General features: G+C 38.5%; 25 protein-coding genes. 4 read left to right on the top strand and 21 right to left on the bottom strand.

The window, feature by feature from the left end; translation table 11 throughout:
- Positions 1–20: 20 nt before the first annotated feature.
- The 7 genes from HT722_RS10535 to HT722_RS06810 form a co-directional block, all read right to left on the bottom strand.
- On the bottom strand, positions 21–173 hold the full coding sequence (locus HT722_RS10535) for a hypothetical protein (RefSeq protein ID WP_031222468.1): 153 nt from the start codon (positions 171–173) through the stop codon (positions 21–23).
- Between the two features lie 596 nt (positions 174–769).
- Positions 770–1618: a DNA-processing protein DprA gene (gene dprA / locus HT722_RS06785; protein WP_166736710.1), complete on the bottom strand. Its 849-nt coding sequence runs from the start codon at positions 1616–1618 to the stop codon at positions 770–772.
- Between the two features lie 87 nt (positions 1619–1705).
- On the bottom strand, positions 1706–2395 hold the full coding sequence (locus HT722_RS06790) for a sugar phosphate nucleotidyltransferase (RefSeq protein ID WP_000643959.1): 690 nt from the start codon (positions 2393–2395) through the stop codon (positions 1706–1708).
- 11 nt (positions 2396–2406) lie between these two features.
- The gene (locus HT722_RS06795; RefSeq protein ID WP_173278244.1) at positions 2407–3285 is read right to left on the bottom strand and encodes a DMT family transporter; all 879 of its coding nucleotides are present in this window, start codon (positions 3283–3285) and stop codon (positions 2407–2409) included.
- Positions 3275–4144, bottom strand: coding sequence for a choline kinase LicA (licA, locus tag HT722_RS06800; protein ID WP_173278246.1), 870 nt, complete (start codon positions 4142–4144; stop codon positions 3275–3277). The genes HT722_RS06795 and licA overlap by 11 nt, the downstream gene beginning before the upstream one ends.
- 16 nt (positions 4145–4160) lie before the next feature.
- Positions 4161–5183: a ribitol-5-phosphate dehydrogenase gene (locus HT722_RS06805; protein WP_173275912.1), complete on the bottom strand. Its 1023-nt coding sequence runs from the start codon at positions 5181–5183 to the stop codon at positions 4161–4163.
- A 4-nt stretch (positions 5184–5187) separates the two neighbouring features.
- Positions 5188–5895: a 2-C-methyl-D-erythritol 4-phosphate cytidylyltransferase gene (locus tag HT722_RS06810; RefSeq protein WP_000638486.1), complete on the bottom strand. Its 708-nt coding sequence runs from the start codon at positions 5893–5895 to the stop codon at positions 5188–5190.
- Between the two features lie 439 nt (positions 5896–6334).
- Here HT722_RS06810 and tacF point away from each other — a divergent pair, with 439 nt between their 5' ends.
- The 3 genes from tacF to HT722_RS06825 are packed head-to-tail and all read left to right on the top strand — an operon-like array spanning position 6335 to position 9446.
- Complete coding sequence (gene tacF, locus HT722_RS06815) at positions 6335–7822, top strand: type IV teichoic acid flippase TacF (protein WP_173278248.1); 1488 nt, start codon at positions 6335–6337, stop codon at positions 7820–7822.
- Positions 7823–7831: 9 nt separating this feature from the next.
- A complete protein-coding gene (locus HT722_RS06820; RefSeq protein WP_173278251.1) occupies positions 7832–8635 on the top strand; it encodes a phosphorylcholine transferase LicD in 804 nt (267 codons plus the stop codon).
- Between the two features lies 1 nt (position 8636).
- Positions 8637–9446 (top strand): phosphorylcholine transferase LicD, encoded by an 810-nt coding sequence (locus HT722_RS06825; RefSeq protein ID WP_173278253.1) that lies wholly within the window; start codon positions 8637–8639, stop codon positions 9444–9446.
- 174 nt (positions 9447–9620) lie between these two features.
- Here the strand turns inward: HT722_RS06825 and gla are convergent, their stop codons facing one another.
- From gla to HT722_RS06850, 6 genes are all read right to left on the bottom strand, one after another.
- Complete coding sequence (gene gla / locus HT722_RS06830; protein ID WP_173278255.1) at positions 9621–10478, bottom strand: aquaglyceroporin Gla; 858 nt, start codon at positions 10476–10478, stop codon at positions 9621–9623.
- 238 nt (positions 10479–10716) lie between these two features.
- Positions 10717–11064, bottom strand: a complete 348-nt coding sequence (locus HT722_RS10540; protein WP_240146938.1) for a hypothetical protein — start codon at positions 11062–11064, stop codon at positions 10717–10719.
- A gap of 29 nt (positions 11065–11093) precedes the next feature.
- Positions 11094–11321, bottom strand: coding sequence for an MgtC/SapB family protein (locus tag HT722_RS10545; RefSeq protein WP_240146939.1), 228 nt, complete (start codon positions 11319–11321; stop codon positions 11094–11096).
- A gap of 352 nt (positions 11322–11673) precedes the next feature.
- Positions 11674–12903, bottom strand: coding sequence for a tetratricopeptide repeat protein (locus HT722_RS06840; RefSeq protein WP_173278257.1), 1230 nt, complete (start codon positions 12901–12903; stop codon positions 11674–11676).
- The gene (locus tag HT722_RS06845) at positions 12893–14059 is read right to left on the bottom strand and encodes an AI-2E family transporter (RefSeq protein ID WP_173278258.1); all 1167 of its coding nucleotides are present in this window, start codon (positions 14057–14059) and stop codon (positions 12893–12895) included. The genes HT722_RS06840 and HT722_RS06845 overlap by 11 nt, the downstream gene beginning before the upstream one ends.
- A 223-nt stretch (positions 14060–14282) precedes the next feature.
- Complete coding sequence (locus tag HT722_RS06850; protein WP_173278260.1) at positions 14283–16265, bottom strand: peptide ABC transporter substrate-binding protein; 1983 nt, start codon at positions 16263–16265, stop codon at positions 14283–14285.
- A gap of 162 nt (positions 16266–16427) precedes the next feature.
- On the opposite strand from HT722_RS06850, the gene HT722_RS06855 reads away from it, so the two are divergent.
- Positions 16428–17441, top strand: a complete 1014-nt coding sequence (locus tag HT722_RS06855) for a lactonase family protein (protein WP_004256587.1) — start codon at positions 16428–16430, stop codon at positions 17439–17441.
- 44 nt (positions 17442–17485) lie between these two features.
- Here the strand turns inward: HT722_RS06855 and HT722_RS06860 are convergent, their stop codons facing one another.
- The 8 genes from HT722_RS06860 to HT722_RS06895 all read right to left on the bottom strand — a co-directional run bounded on the left by HT722_RS06860 (position 17486) and on the right by HT722_RS06895 (position 23817).
- Positions 17486–17905: a F0F1 ATP synthase subunit epsilon gene (locus HT722_RS06860; RefSeq protein ID WP_000068037.1), complete on the bottom strand. Its 420-nt coding sequence runs from the start codon at positions 17903–17905 to the stop codon at positions 17486–17488.
- A 10-nt stretch (positions 17906–17915) separates the two neighbouring features.
- On the bottom strand, positions 17916–19322 hold the full coding sequence (atpD, locus tag HT722_RS06865; RefSeq protein WP_000094357.1) for a F0F1 ATP synthase subunit beta: 1407 nt from the start codon (positions 19320–19322) through the stop codon (positions 17916–17918).
- Positions 19323–19407: 85 nt separating this feature from the next.
- Positions 19408–20286, bottom strand: coding sequence for a F0F1 ATP synthase subunit gamma (locus HT722_RS06870; RefSeq protein WP_173278263.1), 879 nt, complete (start codon positions 20284–20286; stop codon positions 19408–19410).
- A gap of 15 nt (positions 20287–20301) precedes the next feature.
- The gene (gene atpA / locus HT722_RS06875; protein ID WP_173278266.1) at positions 20302–21807 is read right to left on the bottom strand and encodes a F0F1 ATP synthase subunit alpha; all 1506 of its coding nucleotides are present in this window, start codon (positions 21805–21807) and stop codon (positions 20302–20304) included.
- 14 nt (positions 21808–21821) lie between these two features.
- A complete protein-coding gene (locus HT722_RS06880; protein WP_124787374.1) occupies positions 21822–22358 on the bottom strand; it encodes a F0F1 ATP synthase subunit delta in 537 nt (178 codons plus the stop codon).
- Entirely contained in the window at positions 22358–22852 is a 495-nt protein-coding gene (gene atpF, locus HT722_RS06885; protein ID WP_173278268.1) for a F0F1 ATP synthase subunit B, read from the bottom strand. The genes HT722_RS06880 and atpF overlap by 1 nt, the downstream gene beginning before the upstream one ends.
- A 13-nt stretch (positions 22853–22865) precedes the next feature.
- Complete coding sequence (gene atpB / locus HT722_RS06890; protein ID WP_000392851.1) at positions 22866–23582, bottom strand: F0F1 ATP synthase subunit A; 717 nt, start codon at positions 23580–23582, stop codon at positions 22866–22868.
- Positions 23583–23616: 34 nt separating this feature from the next.
- Positions 23617–23817: a F0F1 ATP synthase subunit C gene (locus HT722_RS06895; RefSeq protein WP_001054562.1), complete on the bottom strand. Its 201-nt coding sequence runs from the start codon at positions 23815–23817 to the stop codon at positions 23617–23619.
- Positions 23818–24006 lie beyond the last annotated feature (189 nt).

A 24006-nucleotide genomic window follows, 5' to 3' on the forward strand; every position in this document is an offset into this window, starting at 1 on the left:
CTCTTCAAACCACGTCAGCTTCACCTTGCCGTATAGATGTTACTGACTTCGTCAGTTCTATCTGCAACCTCAAAACAGTGTTTTGAGCTGACTTCGTCAGTCTTATCTACAACCTCAAAGCAGTGCTTTGAGCAACCTGCGGCTAGCTTCCTAGTTTGCTCTTTGATTTTCATTGAGTATAAAATCCTAACAAACTCAATGCTTTAGTAGCCTAATATGCCAATCTCATGAGGTCTTTTTATCATTTTCCATCACATCCTGACGCAAATATCTACTGCTATCTCTCATCAACTTCATTTCTAGTAAATGAAAATCAAACTCGGAAGCTCACCGTAGCTTGCTCGAAACACAGCAAGGCAAAGCTGAGCTGATTGAAAAAGATTTTCGAAAAGTATCATCATCAATTTCAGACCATTTTTTATAATAACCATTTTATTTTTATCTGTCAAGGTCTTTGAATTCTTTCTTAACAAACCGCTTATAACCTCTACTCTTGAAGGCTTTATTTTTCCTTAGCGACAAGATTTTAGATGATAAGCCCCCCTAACAGTAAGCCGACCAAGATTAGTCACAAGCAACTCTCCTTTCTCAATTACACTAAATTGCTTTCCTTCCTACGGGAAAAGTCCTCCACTCTACTTATTCACTTAGAAAAAACGCATAAGATCAAGTGATGAAAAACCTGATAGGATGCGTTTTATTGTGGGGATATTTACTTCATTTTCTATTAAAAATTGATTTTTTCTCAGAATTCTAGCTTAGGTCATTTTTAAAATTCAAATTCCGCAAGAACATCCTTCCCACTTGTAACCAATTTTGCCCCTTCTTGAATCAAATGATGGCAACCGTCTGATAGTCCATCTAAAATGCTACCAGGTATAGCAAAAACATCGCGCCCTTCCTCCATTGCTCGCTCACAGGTAATGAGACTACCTGAACGCATCTTAGCCTCTGCTACAATCACACCACGACAAAGTCCAGCAATGATGCGATTACGGGCAGGAAAATGAAATTTCAGAGGTTGTTCGCCAGGTCCATACTCACTTAGAACCAGATGGTCATTGCCAATATAGTCTTGCAAGCGTTTATTGGCTTTAGGATAAAACACATCTAGTCCTGTTCCAATCACTGCAATGGTTTTTCCGCCATTCTGAAGAGCTGCCATATGAGCTGCTGTGTCAATGCCCTTGGCTAATCCACTGACAATAACCAGTTCATTTTCCAAGCCCTGAATGACTTTTTCAACTGACTTAGCTCCCTGTTTGCTACAAGCACGACTGCCCACGACCGCTACCTTCGGGAATTTCAGGAGGTCAAGATTTCCCTTGTAAAATAAAAGTACAGGCGCGTCGTATATTTCACTCAAATCCCAAGGATAACAGTCGTCTAAAATAGAGAAAGATGGAAATTTTTGAAATTCTTTCTCCAAATGCGAATCATCTATCTGAAAATAACGTTCCATAAAAACAGCTGGATTTCTGCAACCTGATATATCTGCAATATCACCCAACAAAAGCTCCTGATCAACATTTTCACCGTATTCTAGGACATTCAAAATCTGTTGATTGGTCAAACCTGATTTTTTCAATTTATAGATTTCATAGTTTGTGATTTTCATAAATAACTCCATTTCTTTTTCTACTCATCTATTTATTCGTAAAAAAATCAAAAAACATCCGACTATTTTAGCCAGATGTTGGAATCTTTAATTTTCGTTTTTAAGAATTTCTTCTAATTTATGATAGTCTTGGACACTATCGATCTCATAGATGCTATTACCTTCTAATTCTTCAACATAGACATCTAACTCTTTGATATTGTCCTTAACCATATTGTCCCAGTAGAGATCAACAAATTCACCACTTGCATAAGCCTTGTCGATAAAGCTGACAATCTTTTCTGCAGTTGGAGCATCCCAGAATGATACACCACTAAGGATACGACCAGCCTTGCTATCAACAGTAATATCTTGAACCTTGTAGTCGTCTCCATAGACCAAGAACCATTCGTTGGTACAATCTTCACGATAAACACTAAAATAAGTCGAACGTGTCAAATCATTGCGGAACATATTTTTAAAGAGATAGTTATCTGCATCAATAACATAGCTGTTAGCCAATTCTTCTTTTACAAGATAGAGAGAGTAAAAGTTATTGTAGTCAGCGTATTTATCATTGAAAACGAGGCGAACACCGTATTTTTCTTTTAAGTAATCGAATTGTTCTTTAAGGTAACCAACGATGATGATGATGTCATGGATCCCTTTTTCTTTGAGAAACTCAATTTGGTATTCAATCAAGGGTTTTTGATTAACCTGAACCAAGGCTTTAGGGGTATTTTCAGTCATAGGACGCAAGCGAGTTCCCAATCCCGCTGCTAAGATAATGGCTTTCACACGAATCTCCTTTATTCTTTAATAATAATATAAACTCCAGCAATAACGACAAGTGACGTAATAATTGTCAGCATATCTAGTGGTGCACCCAAGAAAACAACTGCGAACAAGACAGTCCAAACTACATAACTCACGTTCAAGCCTGTAGCCTTGGCTGGTTGCAAGCGATTGATAGCGATATAATAAGCCAAGTAGGAAATCATATCAAAGGCTGCAAAGACAATCATAAGACCTAGCAATTGTCCATTGGCTACTGCAGTAAATGAATGATGAGAGAAGAGCACAATCACAAGATAGGACAAGAACGAAGTCACTTGACGGATTAAGAGGGCTTCGATTTCACTCAGTTCACTTTCCATAGCAAAGGAGCTAAGAACACTCTCACTTCCCCATGCAATAGCACAAACCAAAGCACAGAGAATCCCAATGTAGAAGGAATTGACCTGTTCAACCTTATAGGTTTGAGCAATAATACCTGCAATAATCAAGACAATCCCAAACACAGTACTTTTTGAAATCTTGTGCTTCAAAAAGAAGAAAGCCAATAAAACTGAAATCGCAGGGTAAATAGCCGACACAGATGAAGCTAAGGAACTTCCGATATACTTAACCGCATAAAGATTGGCCTGCATACCGATAGGGCCTGCTAGCAAGGCTCCGATGATAACACTCACATTGCGAATATTTAAGAAAATTGAGAGACGAACTTTTCCTTCTTTTACCAAGAGAAAAGCTAGTAAGATAAAGATACTCAAGAAATCGTGAGCAGCGGCCACCACAAAGGGCGACAAATCTGTAAAAATCGAAAAGATATAAGCACTAATTGTTAGACCTAAACCCCAGAAAATACCTGAGAGTAGACCAAAAGAAACTCCATTTTTAGTTTTCATCTGAACCTCCATAAGAAGTCAAACCTTTAACAGCTCTTTGATAACGATTCACACCATAGTCACCAAAATCTGCACCTTGCTCTTCCTTATAGACAGTCCATAGACTCCAAATAGTATCTTGCAAAATTTTATAGATTGCAATCTTTTCACGAGAGACAGGTGTTTGCTCACTCTCATAGTGAGACAAGAAGTCTTCTTCCTCTTGACGAGTGAATTCAGACTCTAAAAAGAGGGCAGCCAAATCCCACATTGGATCATTCATTGATGAATATTCCCAGTCAATCAGATATAGACGTCCTTGAGGTGATTCTATAAAGTTTTCAGGCACCAAATCGATATGACAAGATTTTCTGTCAACACCTAAGTCAGCCAGTCTTTTCTCTAACGAGAAGACTTCTTCTCGAACAGCTTCATAGTTGGCATAAGGGATTTTCTCTTCAATCAAGGATTCGTATTTTTTGATTTCTTCAAAAGGAGCAAATTCTCCCCTTAATTCCTTACCAGATGCATGAATGGTTTGTAAAATTGGAGCAATTTTATCAAATTTGGTCTTGATTGACGTTGAATCAAGCGTAATCGCAGATTCGATATACTCATTTACTTTGATACCAGCTTCAATATCAAAAAGATAATTTTTTACATCTAAGTCTAAATCCTTTAGTAGTTCAAGATTGTACTTTTCATCTTGACGATTGATCAGCTTTTCTGTCCCTTTACCAAAGAATTTAACAATGTATTGCTTATTTGTTGTTTTGACCAAATAGTTTTGATTGGTCATTCCCCCCAGCTGTTCAACACTGAGGACTTCCTCTTCTTGACTAAGTAGGGAAGAAATTTTTTCTTTAATGATTTTCTCCACAATTAACCTCCAGGACTTATACTTCCCACTTAAACACAGTTTTAAAGGCTGTGTTTAAATCGGTCGCAAAGACACGGTGAATATCTTTAATTTCTCTTACAGGTTCTTCTAGATAAAGGATATTTTTAAGACGATTGGCAAATTTCTTGACTTCCATCATTTGGATGGCATTTTCAAAATCAATGCGACCAGAACGAGAGGATCCAACCAAGAGCAAGCCTTTTTCTAAGGCATCGCGTGTATTGAGATTGACTTTATACTCGCTAACACCCATCATGAGAATCGTTCCCTGAGGACGAATGTAGCGAATCAGGTCATTTATAGCCGGTCCAGTACCATTACCACCACAACACTCAAAAGCATGGTCAAAGGCCAAATCTTCAGGAATATTATCAGTGATATAGCATTCTTTAGCAAAAGAGAAGAGTTCCAATTTTTCCCAATGACGACCAATAACCACAATCTCTGCTTCTGGCAAAGTATAGTTGATAATATTGGCAACCACAAAAGCTAAACTTCCATCTCCGATAACGGCGATTCGGTCACGCTTGCTATGAGCAAGGGTCAATAGACGATTCATGGCATGCATGCCAACACTGACAAACTCTGTAATGGCTGCAACCGTATCTTCGATAGCATCATAAGGCACCACACGATCTTTAGGGAGAGAAACAAACTCTCTCATAAAGCCATCAAATCCACTAGACAAGAAATGGGTCCCTGTCATGTAGTTCTCATAGAATTCTTCATCACTCTGCATAGGAGGCTGATTGGGAATCATGACAACTTTTTGCCCAACCTCATAGGTTCCTGTCGGATCAGAAATAACGGTTCCACATGACTCATGAATCATTGCCATTGGAAGCTTTTTATTCAAAATCTTGGGATCACGTTTTCCCTGGTAGTAACGCTGATCCGCATGACAGACCGCCATATAATTAGGACGGATAAGGATATGATTTTCTTGGTCAATAGCCTCTTCCTGATATTTGACATTGATAAACTTAGGCTTAGTTAGTTGATAAATTTGATTAATCATTTTACTAGTCTTTCTCAATCATACTTTTTGCAATCTTCAAATCTGTTACGGTTGTAATCTTCAGATTTGAATATTCACCCTTGGCCAAGGCTACATCTTTTCCTTTGATCACAAAGATTTTACATGCATCTGTCAAGATTTCCTTCTCTTCACCAGAAAGGGAGCCGTAAAGGTCCATGAAGTCCTTGCAACGGAATGTTTGAGGTGTTTGTCCTTGATAAAGGTGAGCACGATTTGGAATAGCTGTAATAAATTGACCGTTGGTGCTTTCAACGATGGTATCAACCGCTTCTACCACTGTATCCACTGCGTCATGATTTTGGGCAAGTTTAATATTGTCTTGAATCATGCGAAGTGTAATAAATGGACGAACAGAATCGTGGGTAACAACGATATCCTCTGGAGTAAGCGGACGATAAGCATCAATGGCTTCAATGATTTTCTCAATACTTGTATTGCGGTCAGCACCACCTTTTGTAATGATGATACGATCCTTATGAAGAGGAAGATATTTATCTACAAGATCCTCTGCATGGGAAACCCAGTCTCCATGAACCCCAACTACAATTTTTTCAATACTTGGTTCCAAGACAAATTTTTCAATTGTATGAATCAAAATAGGTCGATCACCTAGCTCTAAAAATTGTTTTGGCAAGTTACTGATTCCCATGCGTGTGCCAGTTCCACCAGCAAGAATTCCTGCATAAATCATCTATTTTCTCCTTTGTCTTACTAAAAAAACTTATTCTCTCTATTATACCACAATCTAGTCCTATCATGAAAGAAATACCGGCCCTCCCGTTCTAGAATAGAAGGATTAAGGAGTTCTATTATTCAAAGAAACTAGTCCATTTCTAGTAATGACCAGGAATTCTGTAGTCATTGCTAATAAATGGCTGTGAAATTTTAGAGTTCTTCAGAATAATATACTTTCCTTAAAGAAAACTTAAAATTAAGCTTTGAAAGTTCAAAGTGATTACTTGACTTATACTCAATGAAAATCAAAAAGCAAACTAGGAAGCTAGCCGTAAGCTGTACTTGAGTACGGTAAGGCGACGCTGACGTGGTTTGAAGAGATTTTCGAAGAGTATTACTGCCCTTCATTTCTTATTAGCTGACTTTATGATATAATGAAAAACGAGGTAAATTGAATGAAAAGTATAAAATTAAATGCTCTATCTTACATGGGAATCCGTGTCTTAAATATTATTTTTCCCATCCTAACTGGAACCTATGTAGCGCGTGTCTTAGACCGAACTGACTATGGTTACTTCAACTCAGTCGACACTATTTTGTCATTTTTCTTGCCCTTTGCGACTTATGGGGTCTATAACTACGGTTTACGGGCCATCAGTAATGTCAAGGATAACAAAAAAGATCTGAATAGAACCTTCTCTAGTCTTTTTTATTTGTGCATAGCGTGTACAATTTTGACCACTGCTGTCTATATCCTTGCCTATCCTCTCTTCTTTACAGATAATCCAATCATCAAAAAGGTCTACCTTGTTATGGGGATTCAACTCATTGCCCAGATTTTTTCAATCGAGTGGGTCAATGAAGCTCTGGAAAATTACAGTTTTCTCTTTTACAAGACTGCCTTCATCCGTATCCTGATGCTGGTCTCTATTTTCTTATTTGTTAAAAATGAACACGATATTGTTGTCTACACACTTGTGATGAGTTTATCGACACTGATTAACTATCTGATTAGTTATTTTTGGATTAAAAGAGACATTAAACTTGTTAAAATCCACCTAAGTGATTTTAAACCGCTCTTTCTCCCTTTAACAGCCATGTTGGTCTTTGCCAATGCCAATATGCTCTTCACATTTTTGGACCGTCTCTTCCTCGTTAAAACAGGGATTGATGTCAACGTTAGTTACTATACCATGGCTCAGCGAATTGTGACCGTTATAGCTGGGGTTGTAACAGGTGCAATTGGAGTGAGTGTGCCTCGTCTCAGTTACTATTTGGGTAAAGGAGACAAAGAAGCCTATGTTTCTCTGGTTAACAGGGGCAGTCGAATCTTTAACTTCTTTATCATTCCACTGAGCTTTGGACTCATGGTTTTAGGACCAAATGCCATCCTACTTTACGGTAGTGAAAAATATATCGGAGGTGGTATCTTAACCTCTCTCTTCGCTTTTCGGACGATTATCCTGGCACTAGATACCATTCTTGGTTCCCAAATTCTCTTTACAAATGGCTATGAAAAACGTATCACAGTTTACACAGTCTTTGCTGGGCTACTCAATTTGGGCTTAAATAGTCTCCTCTTTTTCAACCATATCGTGGCTCCTGAATACTACTTACTGACAACTATGCTATCAGAGGCCTCTCTACTTGTTTTCTATATCATTTTCATCCATAGAAAACAACTCATCCACTTAGGACATATCTTTAGCTATACTGTTCGATACTCGCTCTTTTCACTTTCCTTTGTAGGAATTTATTTCCTGATTAATTTCTTGTATCCCGTAGATATGGTCATTAATTTGCCATTTTTGATTAATACTGGTTTGATTGTCTTGCTATCAGCCATCTCTTATATTGGTCTACTTGTCTTCACCAAAGATAGCATTTTCTATGAATTTTTAAACCATGTCCTAGCCTTAAAAAATAAATTCAAAAGATCATAGGAGTTTAAAATGAAACAACTAACCATTGAAGATGCCAAACAAATTGAATTAGAAATTTTGGATTATATTGATACTCTCTGTAAAAAGCACAATATCAACTATATTATTAACTACGGAACTCTGATTGGGGCAGTTCGACATCAGGGCTTTATCCCTTGGGACGACGATATTGATCTGTCCATGCCTCGAGAAGACTACCAACGATTTATAAACATTTTTCAAAAGGAAGAAAGTAAATACAAACTTTTATCCTTAGAAACAGATAAAAACTACTTTAACAACTTTATCAAAATAACCGACACTACAACTAAAATTATTGATACTCGGAATACAAAAACCTATGAGTCAGGTGTTTTTATCGATATTTTCCCTATGGATCGCTTTGATGATCCTAAGGTCATTGATACTTGTTATAAACTGGAAAGCTTCAAACTTCTGTCTTTCAGTAAACATAAAAATATTGTCTATAAGGATAGCCTTTTAAAAGATTGGATACGAACAGCCTTCTGGTTACTCCTTCGACCTGTTTCTCCTCGTTATTTCGCACATAAAATCGAGAAAGAAATTCAAAAATATAGTCGTGAGAATGGTCAGTATATGGCCTTTATCCCTTCTAAATTTAAGGAAAAAGAAGTATTTCCAAGTGGTACCTTTGATAAAACAATTGATTTACCCTTTGAAAATTTAAGCCTTCCAGCACCTGAAAAATTTGATACTATTTTGACACAATTTTATGGAGATTATATGACCCTACCACCAGAAGAAAAACGCTTCTACAGTCATGAATTTCACGCTTACAAATTGGAGGATTAGAATGCAGTATTTAGAAAAAGAAGAAATTAAAGAAATTCAACTAGCCCTGCTAGACTATATTGATGAGACTTGTAAGAAACATGATATTCCTTATTTTCTCAGTTATGGAACCATGCTTGGAGCTATCCGCCACAAAGGTATGATTCCATGGGATGATGATATTGATATTTCTCTCTATCGTGAGGATTATGAGCGTTTACTGAAGATTATTGAAGAAGAAAATCACCCTCGCTACAAGGTTCTTTCCTACGACACTTCTTCTTGGTACTTCCATAATTTCGCATCGATTTTGGATACTTCTACTGTTATCGAAGACCATGTTAAGTACAAGCGTCATGACACCAGCCTTTTCATCGATGTCTTCCCAATTGATCGCTTTACAGACCTGAGCATTGTCGACAAGAGCTATAAGTATGTGGCCCTTCGTCAACTAGCTTATATCAAAAAATCACGCGCAGTTCACGGTGACAGCAAATTAAAAGATTTTCTAAGATTATGTAGCTGGTACGCCCTCCGAGTGGTCAATCCCCGTTACTTTTACAAGAAAATTGATCAGCTAATCAAAAATGCTGCAACCAGCACTCCTCAATATGAAGGAGGAGTTGGGATCGGTAAGGAAGGAATGAAAGAAGTCTTCCCAGTTGATACCTTTAAAGAACTCATCTTAACTGAGTTTGAAGGTCGTATGTTACCAGTTCCAAAAAAATATGACCAATTTTTAACTCAGATGTATGGGGATTATATGACACCACCATCAAAGGAAATGCAAGAGTGGTATAGTCACAGTATTAAAGCTTATCGCAAAAACTGATTAAGGGCAATTATACAAAGTATTGAGTGAGACTTGGAAAAAACTCAATTGCAGGAAAAAATGAAGTAAGTCCCCCACAACAAAACGCATAATATCAAGGTTTTCATTCAACACCTGATATTATGCGTTTTAATTTTTCTTCAATCCATTACAATAGACAAAGAAATCAATTTCTTATAAGTAAAGGAATTTGAAGATAGCTACTGCTGCAATAGGTGCTACTACTGGTACCCAAGAATACCACCATTTTGAATCGCCTTTATGCTCACCAAGAACTGATTTTGGAAGGAAAGCATGAAGGAGACGTGGTCCCAAGTCACGAGCAGGGTTCAAGGCAGGTCCTGTAGGTCCTCCAAATGATGTTACCAAAGCCATAACGAGGAATCCAAGTGCCAAGTGAGCCACAGAAAGTCCTGAAGCAGTGTGTGGAGCCACCTGTGCTTTAATAGCCAAGTCAGAGAAATCAACTGTTTGTCCTGCTTGTGTTGCCATTTGTTTCATGTATTGAAGCACTTCAGCACCAAAGAAGTTTTTAGTCAAACCAAGAGCTGCAAAGAACAAAACAAATGAACCAACAAACTCGTTAATCAAACCATTGACAGTTGCTGCATAGCAACTTTCTTTTGTACCATGGTCAATACTTGAAATAGTTGAGAAAGTTCCCAAGATGTTATTTGAGTTTTCAGTTTTCAAGTAGAATGGACGGTGTGTTGCCACAACTAAGGCTTGACCAAAGATAGCACCCAAAACTTGTGCGATGATATAAGGCGCAACTTTTGCCCAAGGGAAAAGACCGCTGATTGCAAGTCCTAGAGTGAAGGCAGGGTTGATGTGGTTCCCAGATACATTACCAAACATTAAGGCTGGGATCATAACCCCCATACCATAACCAACAGCGATGACGATCCAGCCACTTTGGTGACCTTTCGTACCTTTAAGTTCAACGTTGGCAACTGCACCATTCCCAAGAATGATCAAAATGACAGTTCCCAAAAATTCAGTGGCATATTTAATTGCCCATGTGAAATCCATTTGATAGATTCTCCTTAAAATTTTTTAGATATCTTTTAGCAACTACTTTCCCGAAAGATTGTGACAGAAAACGATTCCAAAGCTTATAAAATAATCTTTGTTTTCAAGATATTCCCAGTTCATTCTGTTATCTGCGCTAATCTGATGCTTTTATATCAATTCCTCCTGATACATAGTATAGGGAATAAGAAGTATCTTTCCCATTCACAAATAAGAGTTTTGCTATGAAAACAAAACTCTATCCTTCTAATGATACAATCTTAACCTGATTTATATAAAAATTCTCGTCACATTGCCATAAAACCTCAGCCATATTTTTGGAGGAAATGGATTTATCGTGATCTGCTCTAATTGTGAGATTATAAGTACTTTCATTTCTGTCCATATCAATATTTAAATTATAAAATCCCTTCTGTTCAATGAGAATATTCAAGGTATATATGGGAGGTTTATTGGTTACAAATCCAGTCATTCTGATATAATAATGGGTATCGCTTTTCAAAAATTTGGAGCTGCTTTTCTGAACAGAGACTACAATTAGACTACAAAATAAGCCTAGAAAAGCAAAACCTGCTCCAATCGCCATTCCAATATCTGCAGTTGCCCAAATACCAGCTACTGTGGTGACAGCACTGATTTTTTATCCCTCATGAAAATAATACCACTAACAATCTGGACCGCAACCCTAGAAGTATCATCATTAGGCGTATCTAAAAAAGCTTCTTTTGATAAAATCATCATTAAATTTGCAGTTAAGACAACCAAAATATGAGTCTTTCTCCCAGCCTGCTTGTGCTTACACTTTCTTTCATAGCCAATTATAAAATCGGAAAAACAAGACAATAAAATGAGAATAATATGTCGGACTTCAATCAGTAGAGCTATCGTATCAAGTATTATTTCCCTCCTCTACCACTCATAATTTTATATTATAGTTCTAGTTAAAACTTTTTTCAAGAGAATATACTTATACTTCGAATTCAAACTGCGTCAACGTCGCCTTTCCATATATATGTGACTGACTTCGTCAGTCTTATTTACAACCTCAAAGCAGTGCTTTGAGCAGCCTGCGGCGAACTTCCTAGTTTGCTCTTTGATTTTCATTGAGTATTAGTTAAAAACAATACATTTTAAAAATAAAAAACCGCAGTTATTGTCGAGTAATAACTTGCAGTTTTCTGTAATATATTAATTCTTACAATCTCTCAAACAGTTCTTGCATTTGCACATCATCTGGAACCAGTTTTAAGTAAGTGTGAGCATGGACTTTTGCTTCTTCAAAATGTCCCAATTCACGCAAGAGATAGATATAGTGTTCCAGAAATTCTGGATTGTCCTTCAAATCTCCTGTCAACTCTTGATAATGCTCATAAGCAGTATCCAAATCGTCCATTTCTTGATAAGAACGAGCAATCATCCACTTGGTCAAAAGATTTTCTGGCTCCTCACTCTGCAAGTCTAGAATATCCTCATAACGCTCCTGCTCCAGATAAATAGTGGCTAAACGAAGCAAGATTTCTTCTGTATCCTCAGCGTCTTCTTTTGCAGCAAGAAGATAATTTTCTGCACCACTAGCATCATGCAATTCATAAGAAAATTGTGAAGCAGCCAGCAAGAGGCGAGTTTCAAAGGGATTTTTCTCTAATCCTTGCTTAGCGATACGCAGGGCTTCTTGAACTTGATGTTCCTTATGTAAAGCCTGACTGTACCCATACTCATAGCCTTCAAAGTCAGGAGAAATGGTATCAAGCTGCTTAAAGTAGAGGGTGGCTTTTTGATATTCTTCTTGATCAAAATAAAGACTGGCCAACTCAAAAGCTGTTAAGTCATCGTATTCTAACTCCAGGGCTTTTTCTAAAAACTCAGTAGCCGTTTCAAATTTCCCTAACTGAGCATAGGCAAAGCCAATTCGTTGATAGGTGGAAATGCCCGTTTGCTCATAAATCGAGCGATTATCTAACTGGGCATAGGCTTGAATAGCCGCTTGGTAATTTTCCAACTCACTATCCAACTCTGCCAAACCCAATATCAAGAGAGGATCATCTGAATAACTCAAAGCCTCCAGCAATTTTTCACGCGCCACATCTGTCAAACCTTCCAACTGGTAAAGGTCTGCCTTCAGAGCCAAAGACGAGACATACCAGTCACTGTCAGCTTGGATTTCCTCAAGATAGATAAAGGCTTCTTCGATTTGACCATCCTCGCTAGCAATTGCAGCTAGATTAAGATGAAGCTCTGGGAAATCCTCTACAATTTTCAGGTAAATCTCCTTTGCCTGAGGATAAAAACCAATTCCTTCAAGATAGGTGGCTAACTCATACAAAAGGTCACTTGGATCATTTTCTAAAGCTTTGACGAAATAGTGCTCAGTCTTGACTAAATCTTGCTCTTCCAAAGCCTGTAACATCTGTTGACTATTGTTCACTTTTGACTTCCTCGCCCTCTAATTCATATAGACCACTGACTACCTTATACCATTCGAAAATGGCTGAAATGACAACCTTAGCAGAGGCATAAACCGGAATACCGAGCAAGACTCCCCAGATACCAAACATGGAACCTGAAGTTAACAAAACAAAGAGAACATTAATGGGATGAATGTTTAATTGGCTTCCCAAAATCAATGGAGAGACAAAACGGCCTTCAATAGTTTGTTCTACGATAAAGACAATCACTACTTTCAAAAGCATGACTGGTCCAGCAATCAAGCCCAGAACTAGGGCAGGAAGCATGGCTAGAAAGCTACCAAGATAAGGAACCAGATTTAGAATACCAGCAGTAACACCAAGCGTAACCGCATAGCGTAGACCAATAATCTTGAAGAAGATCATAAACATTACTGCTACAATAATAGCCACTGTTACTTGCCCTCGAACATAGTTGGACAACTGTTGATTCACGTCTGACAAAACTTGTCCAACAGGTTCTTTCAATTTTCTCGGCATAAATTGGGTCAAATAGTTACGCAAGCCTTTCCCATCACGCAAGAGATAAAAGAGCATGAACGGAACGATAATCAAGGCAACAATCACTTGAGAAGCACCGCTAATAAAGGCGCTTACCCAGTTGACTGCCTGAGAAGAAACTTTACTTGCCCAAACTGTAGCCTGACTTGAGAAGTTTGTCAAAACTTGTTCTAGCTGAGGCCTGAAATCATCTGGTAAACGCTTAGTTACCAAATCATCAATAACTCGATCAGCATCTTCAAGGTAGATTGGTACATTTCTTGCAAATGTTAAAACTTGACGTTGCAGATTTGGAATAGCTACTGCCAAGCCCCAAATGATAAAAAGAGCGATGATGACAAAGACAATAGTGATAGCTATAACACGATTCACCTTATGCTTCTCCATCCAATCAACAATAGGATTTAATAAATAATATAGCAAACCAGATAGAATGACTGGCAACATCACGACTGCCAAAAAGTCTAAAACAGGTGAAAATAGAAAACTAATCTTACTTAAAATAAAAAGATTGAGTCCCAATAATAAGGTTACCAAAAATACCGTAATGGCCTTGTTATCCAAAAACCACTTGAAAAACCAAGATAGGCTAAAATGTTTCTCTTTGTGCTCCATAAATACTTCCTTTCTGTCGTTCTCTCATTATACCATTTTTGAAGTAAAATAACTCTTTTTTTAAGTGCTTATACTCTTCGAAAATCAAATTCAAACCACGTCAGCTTCGCCTTGCCGTACTCAAGTACAGCCTGCGGCTAGCTTCCTAGTTTGCTCTTTGATTTTCATTGAGTATTACATGGAGACAGCGATATAAAAAATCCCCTCAAAAGAGGAGATTCGATTAGTCTTGAATATGACGGTCTAAGTTCTTCTGATAATCAGCATTGGATTTGGCTTTTTCATCAGCAAATTTCTTGCGGAACTCATCCATTTCTTTAGTAGTGACAATCTTGTCTTGGAGTTTAAGATATTTATAACTGTTATCGCCTGTTTTGTCACCAACCCAACCATCAGCACCACTGCCTAATACTTTCTTCGTTACAAGCATTTGGGCACCGTCTGAGTGTACAGGAATAACTAGAGCACTATCTGTTAACCAAGCTTGAGCCTTAGCATATTTAGAATAACGTTTTTGCAGATCTGTTTTCTCACTGTTTGCGTCATCAATCAATTCTTTGTATTTATCCAATCCAACTGTTTTAAGGGCTGGATTGTCTGTTCCTGGTGCTACACCAAGAGAGCTGAGGAGACTTGGGCCAGATGTTGGATCAAATACATCTAGATAAGTTGACGGATCTGCATAATCCGGACTCCAACCACTATTAACATTAATGTCCCAATCAACATTATTATTTGATGTCGCTAGAACAGTCATGTTTCCCAATTCATCATCAGAAACCTGTTGAATGTCAACAACTACATTTTCAGAGCCCATGGCTTCTTCAATTGATTGTTTATAAGACTGAGCTTGATGAATAAAATCTGTCTGAGTAGATGAAACTGGAAGATCTAAATGAATCGGAAACTGTACTCCATCAGCTTGAAGAGTTTTCTTAGCAGATTCAAACTTAACCTTAGCCTTGTCTACATTATGAAGTGAATCTTGCGCATCATCAAGACTGACATCTTTCCAAATACTATCCAACTTATCTAATTCTGTCTTAGTTACTTGACCAAACGATTGGTCTCCTACTTGTACAAATGTTGGAGGAGTGAAACTTGTACGTAGTTTACGCGGCGCCACTTCATCTCCAAACACCTGAGAAACAGCTGCTTTACGATCTGCAGCAAATGCCAAGGCTTGACGGAAGTCTTTGTTTAAAAGTGCTTTCTTAGTAGAGGATTTTTCTACATCACTTGTTTTAGCAGTATGATTATATGACACACGATCAATATTAGTAGACATATAGAATACGCCACCTCTTTGTTGACCATATACAATATTATCCTTGTATTTTTCTTTTAGACGTTCATAGTTGGCAGAATTTTTAAAGAGTGGAGCAGCTGGATAATGTCCCTCATCAAAACCGCGTCCTAGAGAATCTGCATCTTGACCATCAAAGAATGATAACTTGATATCATCAATAAAGACATTTTGCTTATCCCAATAATTTTGATTTTTGGTCATTTCGATAGAAGACTTAGATGTCAATCCCTTGAGGAGATAAGGACCGTTGTAGAGAATGCTCGTAACATCAGTGGCCTTACCAAAATCATCTCCTTTAGAAGCTAAAAAGTCTTCGCTAATAGGAGCAAGAACTCCCATTGTTGTCTTCGAATTCCAGAAAGATTCTGGATGATTCAAGGTATAAACAAGAGTATAATCATCCGTTGCTTTGACACCAACAGTAGAAAAATCTGTTGTTTTCCCATTTACATAGTCATCCAATCCTTTGATAGAATCCTGTACCAAATAGAGGGCCTGTGATTTCTTATCAGCTGCATGCTTCAGACCTGCTACAAAGTCCTGAGCCTTAACTTCACCATACTCCTCTCCCTCATTGGTATACCACTTGACACCCTGACGGATTTTATAGGTATAGGTCAAGCCATCTTTGGAAACAGTCCAATCTTCTGCAACCGATGGAACTAAATTTCCATATTGATCATTTTCTAGTAATCCATCAATAACATTACCTGTAATCTGTTTAGTGCTGACATTACCAGAAACTGTATAATCCAAAGTAACAGGATCTGATGTAAACACATAAGCATAATTCACTGGTCTAGTAGCATCTTTATTATCATTACCAGATGAACACGCTGCTAGAACAGCTACTGATAAAACAGTAAATCCTGTTGCTAAGAAAACACGTTTTTTCATAGTTAAACTCCTTTAATAGTTTTCTAAGATTATTATAGCACTTTTAAAAAGTAAATCAACTAAATTTACTAGGTTATCATGTTTTGTTTTATCTATACCAAGTACTGCTTCAACTCCTTTTTTGTGATATAATAGTCATATCTTTATTATAGAGGTAAAGTTATGAAAGAAACTGTTTATTTTGGAACTTATACACGTCGGACTTCCCAAGGGATTTACAAGGCAGACTTTGATACAGAAACTGGTCAGCTTTCAAATCTAGAACTTTTTGCTACTGAGCCAAGTCCAACCTACCTTGCCTTTGACCAGCATCAACATTTATACACTGTTGGTAGTCAAGACGATAAGGGTGGAATTGCAGCCTATCAAACTAATGGTACCTTATTAAACCATGTCGTTGAAGAGGGAGCCCCCCACTGTTATGTTGCCGTTGATGAAGAGCGTGATTTGGTGTACGCGGCAAACTACCACAAGGGACAGGTCCTTGTTTATAAACGTCAGGAAGATGGTTGTCTTCTACTTAGTGATGTTGATCAACACAGTGGCCAAGGTCCACATGAAAATCAAGCTTCTCCACATGTTCACTATACAGATTTAACACCTGACCACTATCTAGTGACCTGCGACTTGGGTACTGACCAAGTAATTACTTACGATCTTGATTCAGAAGGAAAATTATCTAAGCTCTATACCTATCATAGCCAGCCAGGAGCAGGCTCACGCCATATTATTTTCCATAACCATTATAAAATCGCTTATCTCATTTGTGAACTCAATAGCACTATCGAAGTTCTAATCTACGATGGTGTTGGCGAATTTGAACGCATGCAAGTCATTTCAACTCTACCAGACGGTTATGAAGGCTTTAATGGTACTGCTGCTATTCGTCTCTCTAAAGATGGTAAATACCTCTACGCCTCTAACCGTGGTCATGATTCTATCGCAGTATATACAATTCTTGCGGACGGTAGCTTAGAGTTGTTAGAAATCGTTCCGACACATGGTCAGACTCCACGTGATTTTGATTTGACACCGGATCAAGAATTTGTCATTGCTGTCCATCAGGACTCTGACAATGCAACTGTCTTTAAACGCAATTCTGAAACTGGACGTCTAGCAGAACTTTCTAATGACTTCCATGTCCCAGAAGCAGTCTGCATCAGTTTTGCCCCTTAAGAAAACATAAAAAATGAACTTGGTAACTCAAGTTCATTTTTTTCTTATAGTCTATTTCCGACATTAATACGGTTAATGGCACGTTGCAGTGCAATCTTCGCACGACGTTCTTGGTCAATCAAGTGTTTGTCTTGTGCTTCTTCAATTTCACGCTCTGCTCGAAGTTTGGCACGTTCTGCACGACTAACGTCGATATCACGAGCCCGTTCTGCAGAGTCAGCAACGATTGTGATAACACCATTAGCAACTTCGATAACGCCTCCGTTTACTGCAATCCAGTTCACGTGATTTTCATCATCTACACGTTTAACCTTAACCTCATCAACTGCTAAAACTGCAATCATATTTTCATGTCGTGGCAAGATTCCCATCTCACCATCCAGAGTTCGAACTGATACAAAGCTGGCATGGTGATCATAGACGAGACCATCTGGTGTCACGATCTGGACAGTTAACTGAGCCATAGATCACCTCTTAAAATCCCATTTTTTCAGCTTTTGCAATCACATCTTCGATAGAACCTACACCACGGAAGGCATCTTCTGGCAAGTGGTCGTGTTTACCATCAAGGATTTCCTTAAAGCCACGAACAGTTTCAGCAACTGGAACATAAGAACCAGGTTGACCAGTAAATTGTTCAGCAACGTTGAAGTTTTGTGACAAGAAGAACTGGATACGACGAGCACGAGCAACCAAGGTCTTTTCTTCATCAGAAAGCTCATCCATACCAAGGATAGCAATGATATCTTGCAATTCATGGTAACGTTGAAGAACGCGTTTTACTTCAGCAGCAACTGCATAGTGCTCTTCTCCAACGATTTCAGGTGCCAAGGCACGTGAGCTTGAAGCAAGTGGGTCAACGGCTGGGTAGATACCCAATTGTACCAACTTACGTTCCAAGTTGGTTGTTGAATCCAAGTGAGCGAAGGCTGTTGCTGGCGCTGGGTCAGTATAGTCATCCGCTGGCACATAGATAGCCTGGATAGAGGTTACAGAACCCTTCTTAGTTGATGTGATACGTTCTTGCAATTGCCCCATTTCTGTAGCAAGTGTTGGTTGGTAACCAACGGCTGATGGCATACGACCCAAAAGGGCAGATACTTCTGAACCAGCCTGAGTGAAACGGAAGATATTATCGATAAAGAGAAGCACGTCTTGGCCTTCCACATCACGGAAGTATTCAGCAATTGTCAAACCAGTAAGAGCAACACGCATACGTGCTCCTGGTGGCTCATTCATCTGACCAAATACCATGGCTGTTTTCTCGATAACGCCTGATTCTTTCATTTCCCAGTAAAGGTCATTACCCTCACGAGTACGTTCCCCAACACCGGTAAATACTGAAATACCACCGTGTTCTTGGGCAATGTTGTGAATCAATTCTTGGATTAAGACGGTTTTACCAACTCCGGCACCACCGAAAAGTCCAACCTTTCCACCTTTAAGGTAAGGGGCAAGAAGGTCGATAACCTTAATCCCTGTTTCAAGGATTTCAGAAGAGGTAGACAATTCATCAAAAGTTGGAGCTTTTTTATGAATTGGCTGACGCTCTGCATCTTCTGTAAAAGGAGCTTCCAAGTCAATGGTATCTCCCAAAACATTGAAGACACGTCCCAAAGTTTCTTTACCTACTGGTACAGAGATTGGACGACCTGTGTCCAATACTTCCATTCCACGAGTCAAACCATCTGTTGATTCCATGGCGATAGTACGGACCATACCATCTCCCAACTCTAAGGCTACTTCAAGGACGATTTTTGTTTTTCTTTCGTCATTTTTGTAGACGACAAGTGCATTGTTAATCTCAGGAAGTTTTTCCCCTGCTGCAAACAAGACGTCTACAACGGGACCGATAACCTGAGCAATTTTACCTGAACTCATCTCCTTCTCCTATTCTATATAAGATACTGTCGGTCCCTAGCTTAACTAGGTCCTAAGTTCATTTTCATACGAGCTGGACTAGAGCCTATTCTAAGGCACTAGCTCCTGCTACGATTTCTGTAATTTCTTGTGTAATCGCCGCCTGTCTGGCACGGTTATACTGAATTGTCAAATCATTAATGACTTTCTTAGCATTATCTGTCGCTGTTTGCATGGCTGTCATACCGGCAGCATTTTCAGCTGTCTTAGCATCGATAATAGCACCGTAAATCATACTTTCTGCAAATTGAGGCAACAACTGCTCCAAAATTTCTTCTCGGCTAGTTTCCAACTCAAAGGTCAAACTGTAACTGTCATCCGCTTCATTTGGATCCAAGTCAACAATCGGAAGCATTTGTTCCACACGCATTTGACTGGTTAGCGTATTGACATGGTGGTTATAGCAGACATAGAGTTCATCAAAAAGTTCATTTTGGTACATTTCAACAGTTTTTGAAATAATCTTACGAACTTGATCAAAGCTTGGTTGATCTGCCAAGCCACGTAGTTCATAAAGTGGTTGAATACCACGAGCTTTAAAGAAATCAGCTCCCATTCCACCAATACAGATCATTTCAAAACCTTTACCGTCTGGATGGTATTCTTCTTTCAGCTCCATAACGGCTTTCAGAATAGAAGAATTATAACCTCCAACCAAACCTCGGTCTGAAGTAATGACGATATAGCCTGTCTTCTTAACTGGACGACTAATCAACATCGGATTGGTAGAACTGCCAGCTCCATTCCCATGAAGAATATCCGTCAAAAGTTTACGAACTTTCTGAGCATAAACTTGGAAGTTGCGAGCAGCTTCTTCAGAACGACCTAGCTTAGCAGCTGATACCATCTGCATGGCATTAGTGATTTGACTCGTATTTTTTGTTGAGGCGATTTTTGTTTTAATATCATTTAGAGATACTGCCATCTGACACCTCTATTCTTATTGGAAGCTGGTTTGATTGAGAAACTCTGTAATCGCAGCATCCAAGACTGCTTCTTCTGGCAAGTCTTTTGTATCACGAATGGTTTCCAAAATCTCTGGATGTTGAGCATCAAAGAAGGCATGGAACTCTTCCTCGAAACGAACAATATCATCTACTGGAACAGTATCCAAGAAACCATGTGTCAAAGCATAGAGAATGGTTACTTGTTTCTCAACAGGTAATGGTTTGTGAACAGGTTGTTTCAAAACTTCAACTGTACGACGTCCACGGTTCAACTTAGCCTGTGTTGCTGCGTCCAAGTCAGAACCAAACTTAGTGAAGGCTTCCAACTCACGGTATGAAGCGAGGTCGATACGAAGTGTACCAGCAACCTTCTTCATGGCTTTGATTTGTGCAGAACCACCTACACGAGATACAGATGAACCCGCATCGATGGCTGGACGAATACCCGCATTGAAGAGACCATCACCAAGGAAGATTTGTCCATCAGTGATTGAAATCACGTTGGTTGCGATATAGGCAGAGATATCTCCTGCTTGTGTCTCAATAAATGGTAGGGCAGTAATTGATCCACCACCAAGTTCATCAGAAACTTTAGCTGAGCGCTCAAGCAAACGGCTGTGAAGGTAGAAAACATCCCCTGGGAAGGCTTCACGACCTGGAGGACGACGAAGCAAGAGTGACAGTTCACGATAAGCTACCGCTTGTTTTGATAAATCATCATAAACAATCAAAACATGTTTCCCTTGGTACATAAATTCTTCTGCCATGGCAACCCCAGCATAAGGAGCTAGGAAAAGCAATGGAGATGGTTGTGAAGCAGAGGCTGTCACAACGATTGTGTAATCCAAGGCACCGTACTGACGAAGTGTTTCTACTTGCGTACGAACTGTTGATTCTTTTTGTCCAATCGCTACATAGATACAGATCATATCTTGACCTTTTTGGTTCAAGATTGTATCAATCGCAATGGTTGTTTTCCCTGTCTGACGGTCACCGATAATCAACTCACGTTGACCACGACCAATCGGTACAAGGGCGTCGATAGCTTTCAAACCAGTTTGCAATGGTTCTGATACAGACTTACGTTGCATAACACCAGGAGCTTGCGCTTCTACTGGACGAGTTTTATCAGTGTGGATTTCTCCAAGACCGTCAACTGGACGACCAAGCGGATCCACAACACGACCAATCAGACTTTCACCTACTGGGACTTCCATGATTTTCCCTGTACGGCGGATTGTATCGCCTTCACGGATATCTGTAAAGTCACCTAGGATGATAATACCAACGTCTGTTGACTCCAAGTTTTGAGCCATACCATAAGAGCCGTTTTCAAAAATCAACAACTCTCCACTCATGGCATTTTCAAGGCCGTGAGCACGCGCGATACCGTCCCCGATATAGGTTACAACACCTGTTTCAGTCACATCAAAATTGGGTTTGAAATTTTCAATTTGTTGCTTAATTAAAGCGCTGATTTCTTGTGCGTTAATTGCCAAAAGAACACCACTTTCTATTTCAAATTTTCTTTAACAACTTTAAGTTGTTGTTTAATACTCACATCAATTGTCTTGTGATTGGCAAAAATGACAAAACCACCAATAAGACTTTCATCGATTTGTTCTTTTACACTCCTTACTTTAAGAGACATTTTTTTCTCAATCAAAGGGAGCAAGCGACTCTTCTGTTCATCAGTTAAAGGATGAGCTGAAGTAATCGTCACTTCAAATCGATTTGTTTCTTTTTCAAGTCGGTTCAAGCAATCTACAAGAATATCATAAAAAAGATTTGCTCTGTGATTGTAGATAAGAACCTGGATAAAGTTTTGCAATAAAGGTGACACTGAATCTTGGAAGAAAGTAATTGTTTTTTCCTTGTCAGACTCGTCTACTGCCACTTTTTTTAAAAAAGAAGGTAAGCCTGTTTCTTCAGCAACTTGCTTGATTTGAGCTAAGTCTGAAAAGATACGGTCTTCTTCTCCTTTTTCTATAACCAATTGGACAAAAGGCATGCTGTATTTTTCAATTACCTTTACTGTTTTCTTGTCCATTAAGCTTCTCCTAACTGATCGATATACTGATCAATAAGTTCTTTATGGGCATGACCGTCAAGGTTTTGTGAGATGATTTTACCAGCCAAGCTGATTGTCAAATCTGCTACCTCACCCTTAACACTTTGTAAAGCTTCAGCTTTATTTTGAGCAATTTCTTGGTTCGCTTTTTCTTTCAAGCGTCCTGCTTCTAGCTTAGCATCTGCTAAAATACTAGCTTTGCTTTTCTCAGCTGTTTCTTTCGCATTCTCAATGATTGTCTTAGCTTCTTTACGACTACCAGCCAATTCATCTTCGCGTTTTTGAGCCAATACTTCTGCTTTTTGACGTGCTTGTTCAGCTCCGTCAATATCTGCTGCAATTTTTTCTGCTCTTTGTTCGAAAATGCCTGTAATATTAGACCATGCAAATTTTTTAATCAAGACTAGCAAAAGAATAAAAGAGCCAGTGATTAAAATAAAATTACCAATCAATTCACCTACTGTTACGTGCATCAGTTACTCCTTTCTATTCCTCTTCAATATTAATCTTATTCCCTAAATACACAGATGTCAAAAGAGTAAAGACATAAGCTTGGATGCAGGAAATAAAGACAGAAAATGCAGTCCAAGCCAAATTAGCTCCAAAGGCTACTGGATACCAATAAATAGCTTGGTGGGAAAGAAGAAGTAACAAACTCGTCATGACCTCTCCTGCAAAGATATTCCCAAAAATCCGCAAAGCCAAAGATAAGAAGTTTGTAAATTCTTCCAAGATATTCATCGGTATGACAAAAACAGGACTCATAAAAGATTTTATACTTTTTTTAAATCCACGACGACGAACGCTTTCTATATGTGTCAACAAAATGACAAGAAAAGATAAGGTTAAGTCATACTGTAAATTAGCGGTTGGCGAACTCCACCAGTTAGTCCCATCGATCGTTTGAAGCTTTGTCATTAAGCCAAGGTTATTGGCAATCACCATGAAAAGAAATAAACAAAGGAAAAAGAGTGAGTAATCTTTCATGTAGCGCGAACCAATGTTAGGTTCTGTAAATCCAATAACAAAGTCATAGACATACTCAAGTACATTTTGCTTTCCTTTGGGTTTCAAGGTCATATTGCGGCTTGCCCAATAAATAAAGACAAAAATAACTCCCACAATCAACAAGGTCATGGCTAACATAGTCAGATTGAAGATAACAGGACCAATAGAGATGATTGGATTAATACTTTCTTCCATCTAAAATCCTCCCTTTTCTTCTCGTTCCATGTATTTATTTGATAATAAATGAGAAGACAAGAGTTACAAAGAAAGTTCCTTCAATAAAGGCAACACCTAAAAACATCAAACTACGAAACTCAGAAAGCATATCTGGTTGGCGTGCTACTGATTTAAACAGTCCATTCATCAATAAACCTTCACCGACAGATACGCCCATACAGGCAATACATAAGCCTAAAAATGTTAAATTCATAACGAATTCTCCTTTAAAATAAAATTTACTTACTTAGTTTAGTCCTAAAAATTGGATTTGTCAACTTTTTTTTCACATTGGAAGCGTTTAATGAAAATTACTTCCATTTTCTTTCGGATTTCACTTTATTCTGAAAAACTTGTGTATATTTACTGAAGCTAGCAAGTCTTACCTGTAAATTTAATGAAA

It is taken from the genome of Streptococcus sp. 53 (assembly GCF_013276565.1).
Taxonomy (GTDB): domain Bacteria; phylum Bacillota; class Bacilli; order Lactobacillales; family Streptococcaceae; genus Streptococcus.

Excerpts from the sequence above, each read along its gene's own strand:
- HT722_RS06895 (WP_001054562.1), bottom strand. The coding sequence starts at position 23,817 with ATGAATTTAACATTTTTAGGCTTATGTATTGCCTGTATGGGCGTATCT.
- dprA (WP_166736710.1), bottom strand. The coding sequence starts at position 1,618 with ATGAAAATCACAAACTATGAAATCTATAAATTGAAAAAATCAGGTTTG.
- HT722_RS06820 (WP_173278251.1), top strand. The coding sequence starts at position 7,832 with ATGAAACAACTAACCATTGAAGATGCCAAACAAATTGAATTAGAAATT.
- HT722_RS06870 (WP_173278263.1), bottom strand. The coding sequence starts at position 20,286 with ATGGCAGTATCTCTAAATGATATTAAAACAAAAATCGCCTCAACAAAA.
- HT722_RS06880 (WP_124787374.1), bottom strand. The coding sequence starts at position 22,358 with ATGGACAAGAAAACAGTAAAGGTAATTGAAAAATACAGCATGCCTTTT.
- HT722_RS06805 (WP_173275912.1), bottom strand. The coding sequence starts at position 5,183 with ATGATTAATCAAATTTATCAACTAACTAAGCCTAAGTTTATCAATGTC.
- tacF (WP_173278248.1), top strand. The coding sequence starts at position 6,335 with ATGAAAAGTATAAAATTAAATGCTCTATCTTACATGGGAATCCGTGTC.
- atpD (WP_000094357.1), bottom strand. The coding sequence starts at position 19,322 with ATGAGTTCAGGTAAAATTGCTCAGGTTATCGGTCCCGTTGTAGACGTC.
- HT722_RS10535 (WP_031222468.1), bottom strand. The coding sequence starts at position 173 with ATGAAAATCAAAGAGCAAACTAGGAAGCTAGCCGCAGGTTGCTCAAAG.
- HT722_RS06855 (WP_004256587.1), top strand. The coding sequence starts at position 16,428 with ATGAAAGAAACTGTTTATTTTGGAACTTATACACGTCGGACTTCCCAA.
- HT722_RS10540 (WP_240146938.1), bottom strand. The coding sequence starts at position 11,064 with ATGGCGATTGGAGCAGGTTTTGCTTTTCTAGGCTTATTTTGTAGTCTA.
- atpB (WP_000392851.1), bottom strand. The coding sequence starts at position 23,582 with ATGGAAGAAAGTATTAATCCAATCATCTCTATTGGTCCTGTTATCTTC.
- HT722_RS06845 (WP_173278258.1), bottom strand. The coding sequence starts at position 14,059 with ATGGAGCACAAAGAGAAACATTTTAGCCTATCTTGGTTTTTCAAGTGG.
- atpF (WP_173278268.1), bottom strand. The coding sequence starts at position 22,852 with ATGCACGTAACAGTAGGTGAATTGATTGGTAATTTTATTTTAATCACT.
- HT722_RS06810 (WP_000638486.1), bottom strand. The coding sequence starts at position 5,895 with ATGATTTATGCAGGAATTCTTGCTGGTGGAACTGGCACACGCATGGGA.
- gla (WP_173278255.1), bottom strand. The coding sequence starts at position 10,478 with ATGGATTTCACATGGGCAATTAAATATGCCACTGAATTTTTGGGAACT.
- HT722_RS06850 (WP_173278260.1), bottom strand. The coding sequence starts at position 16,265 with ATGAAAAAACGTGTTTTCTTAGCAACAGGATTTACTGTTTTATCAGTA.
- HT722_RS06825 (WP_173278253.1), top strand. The coding sequence starts at position 8,637 with ATGCAGTATTTAGAAAAAGAAGAAATTAAAGAAATTCAACTAGCCCTG.
- HT722_RS06795 (WP_173278244.1), bottom strand. The coding sequence starts at position 3,285 with ATGAAAACTAAAAATGGAGTTTCTTTTGGTCTACTCTCAGGTATTTTC.
- HT722_RS06860 (WP_000068037.1), bottom strand. The coding sequence starts at position 17,905 with ATGGCTCAGTTAACTGTCCAGATCGTGACACCAGATGGTCTCGTCTAT.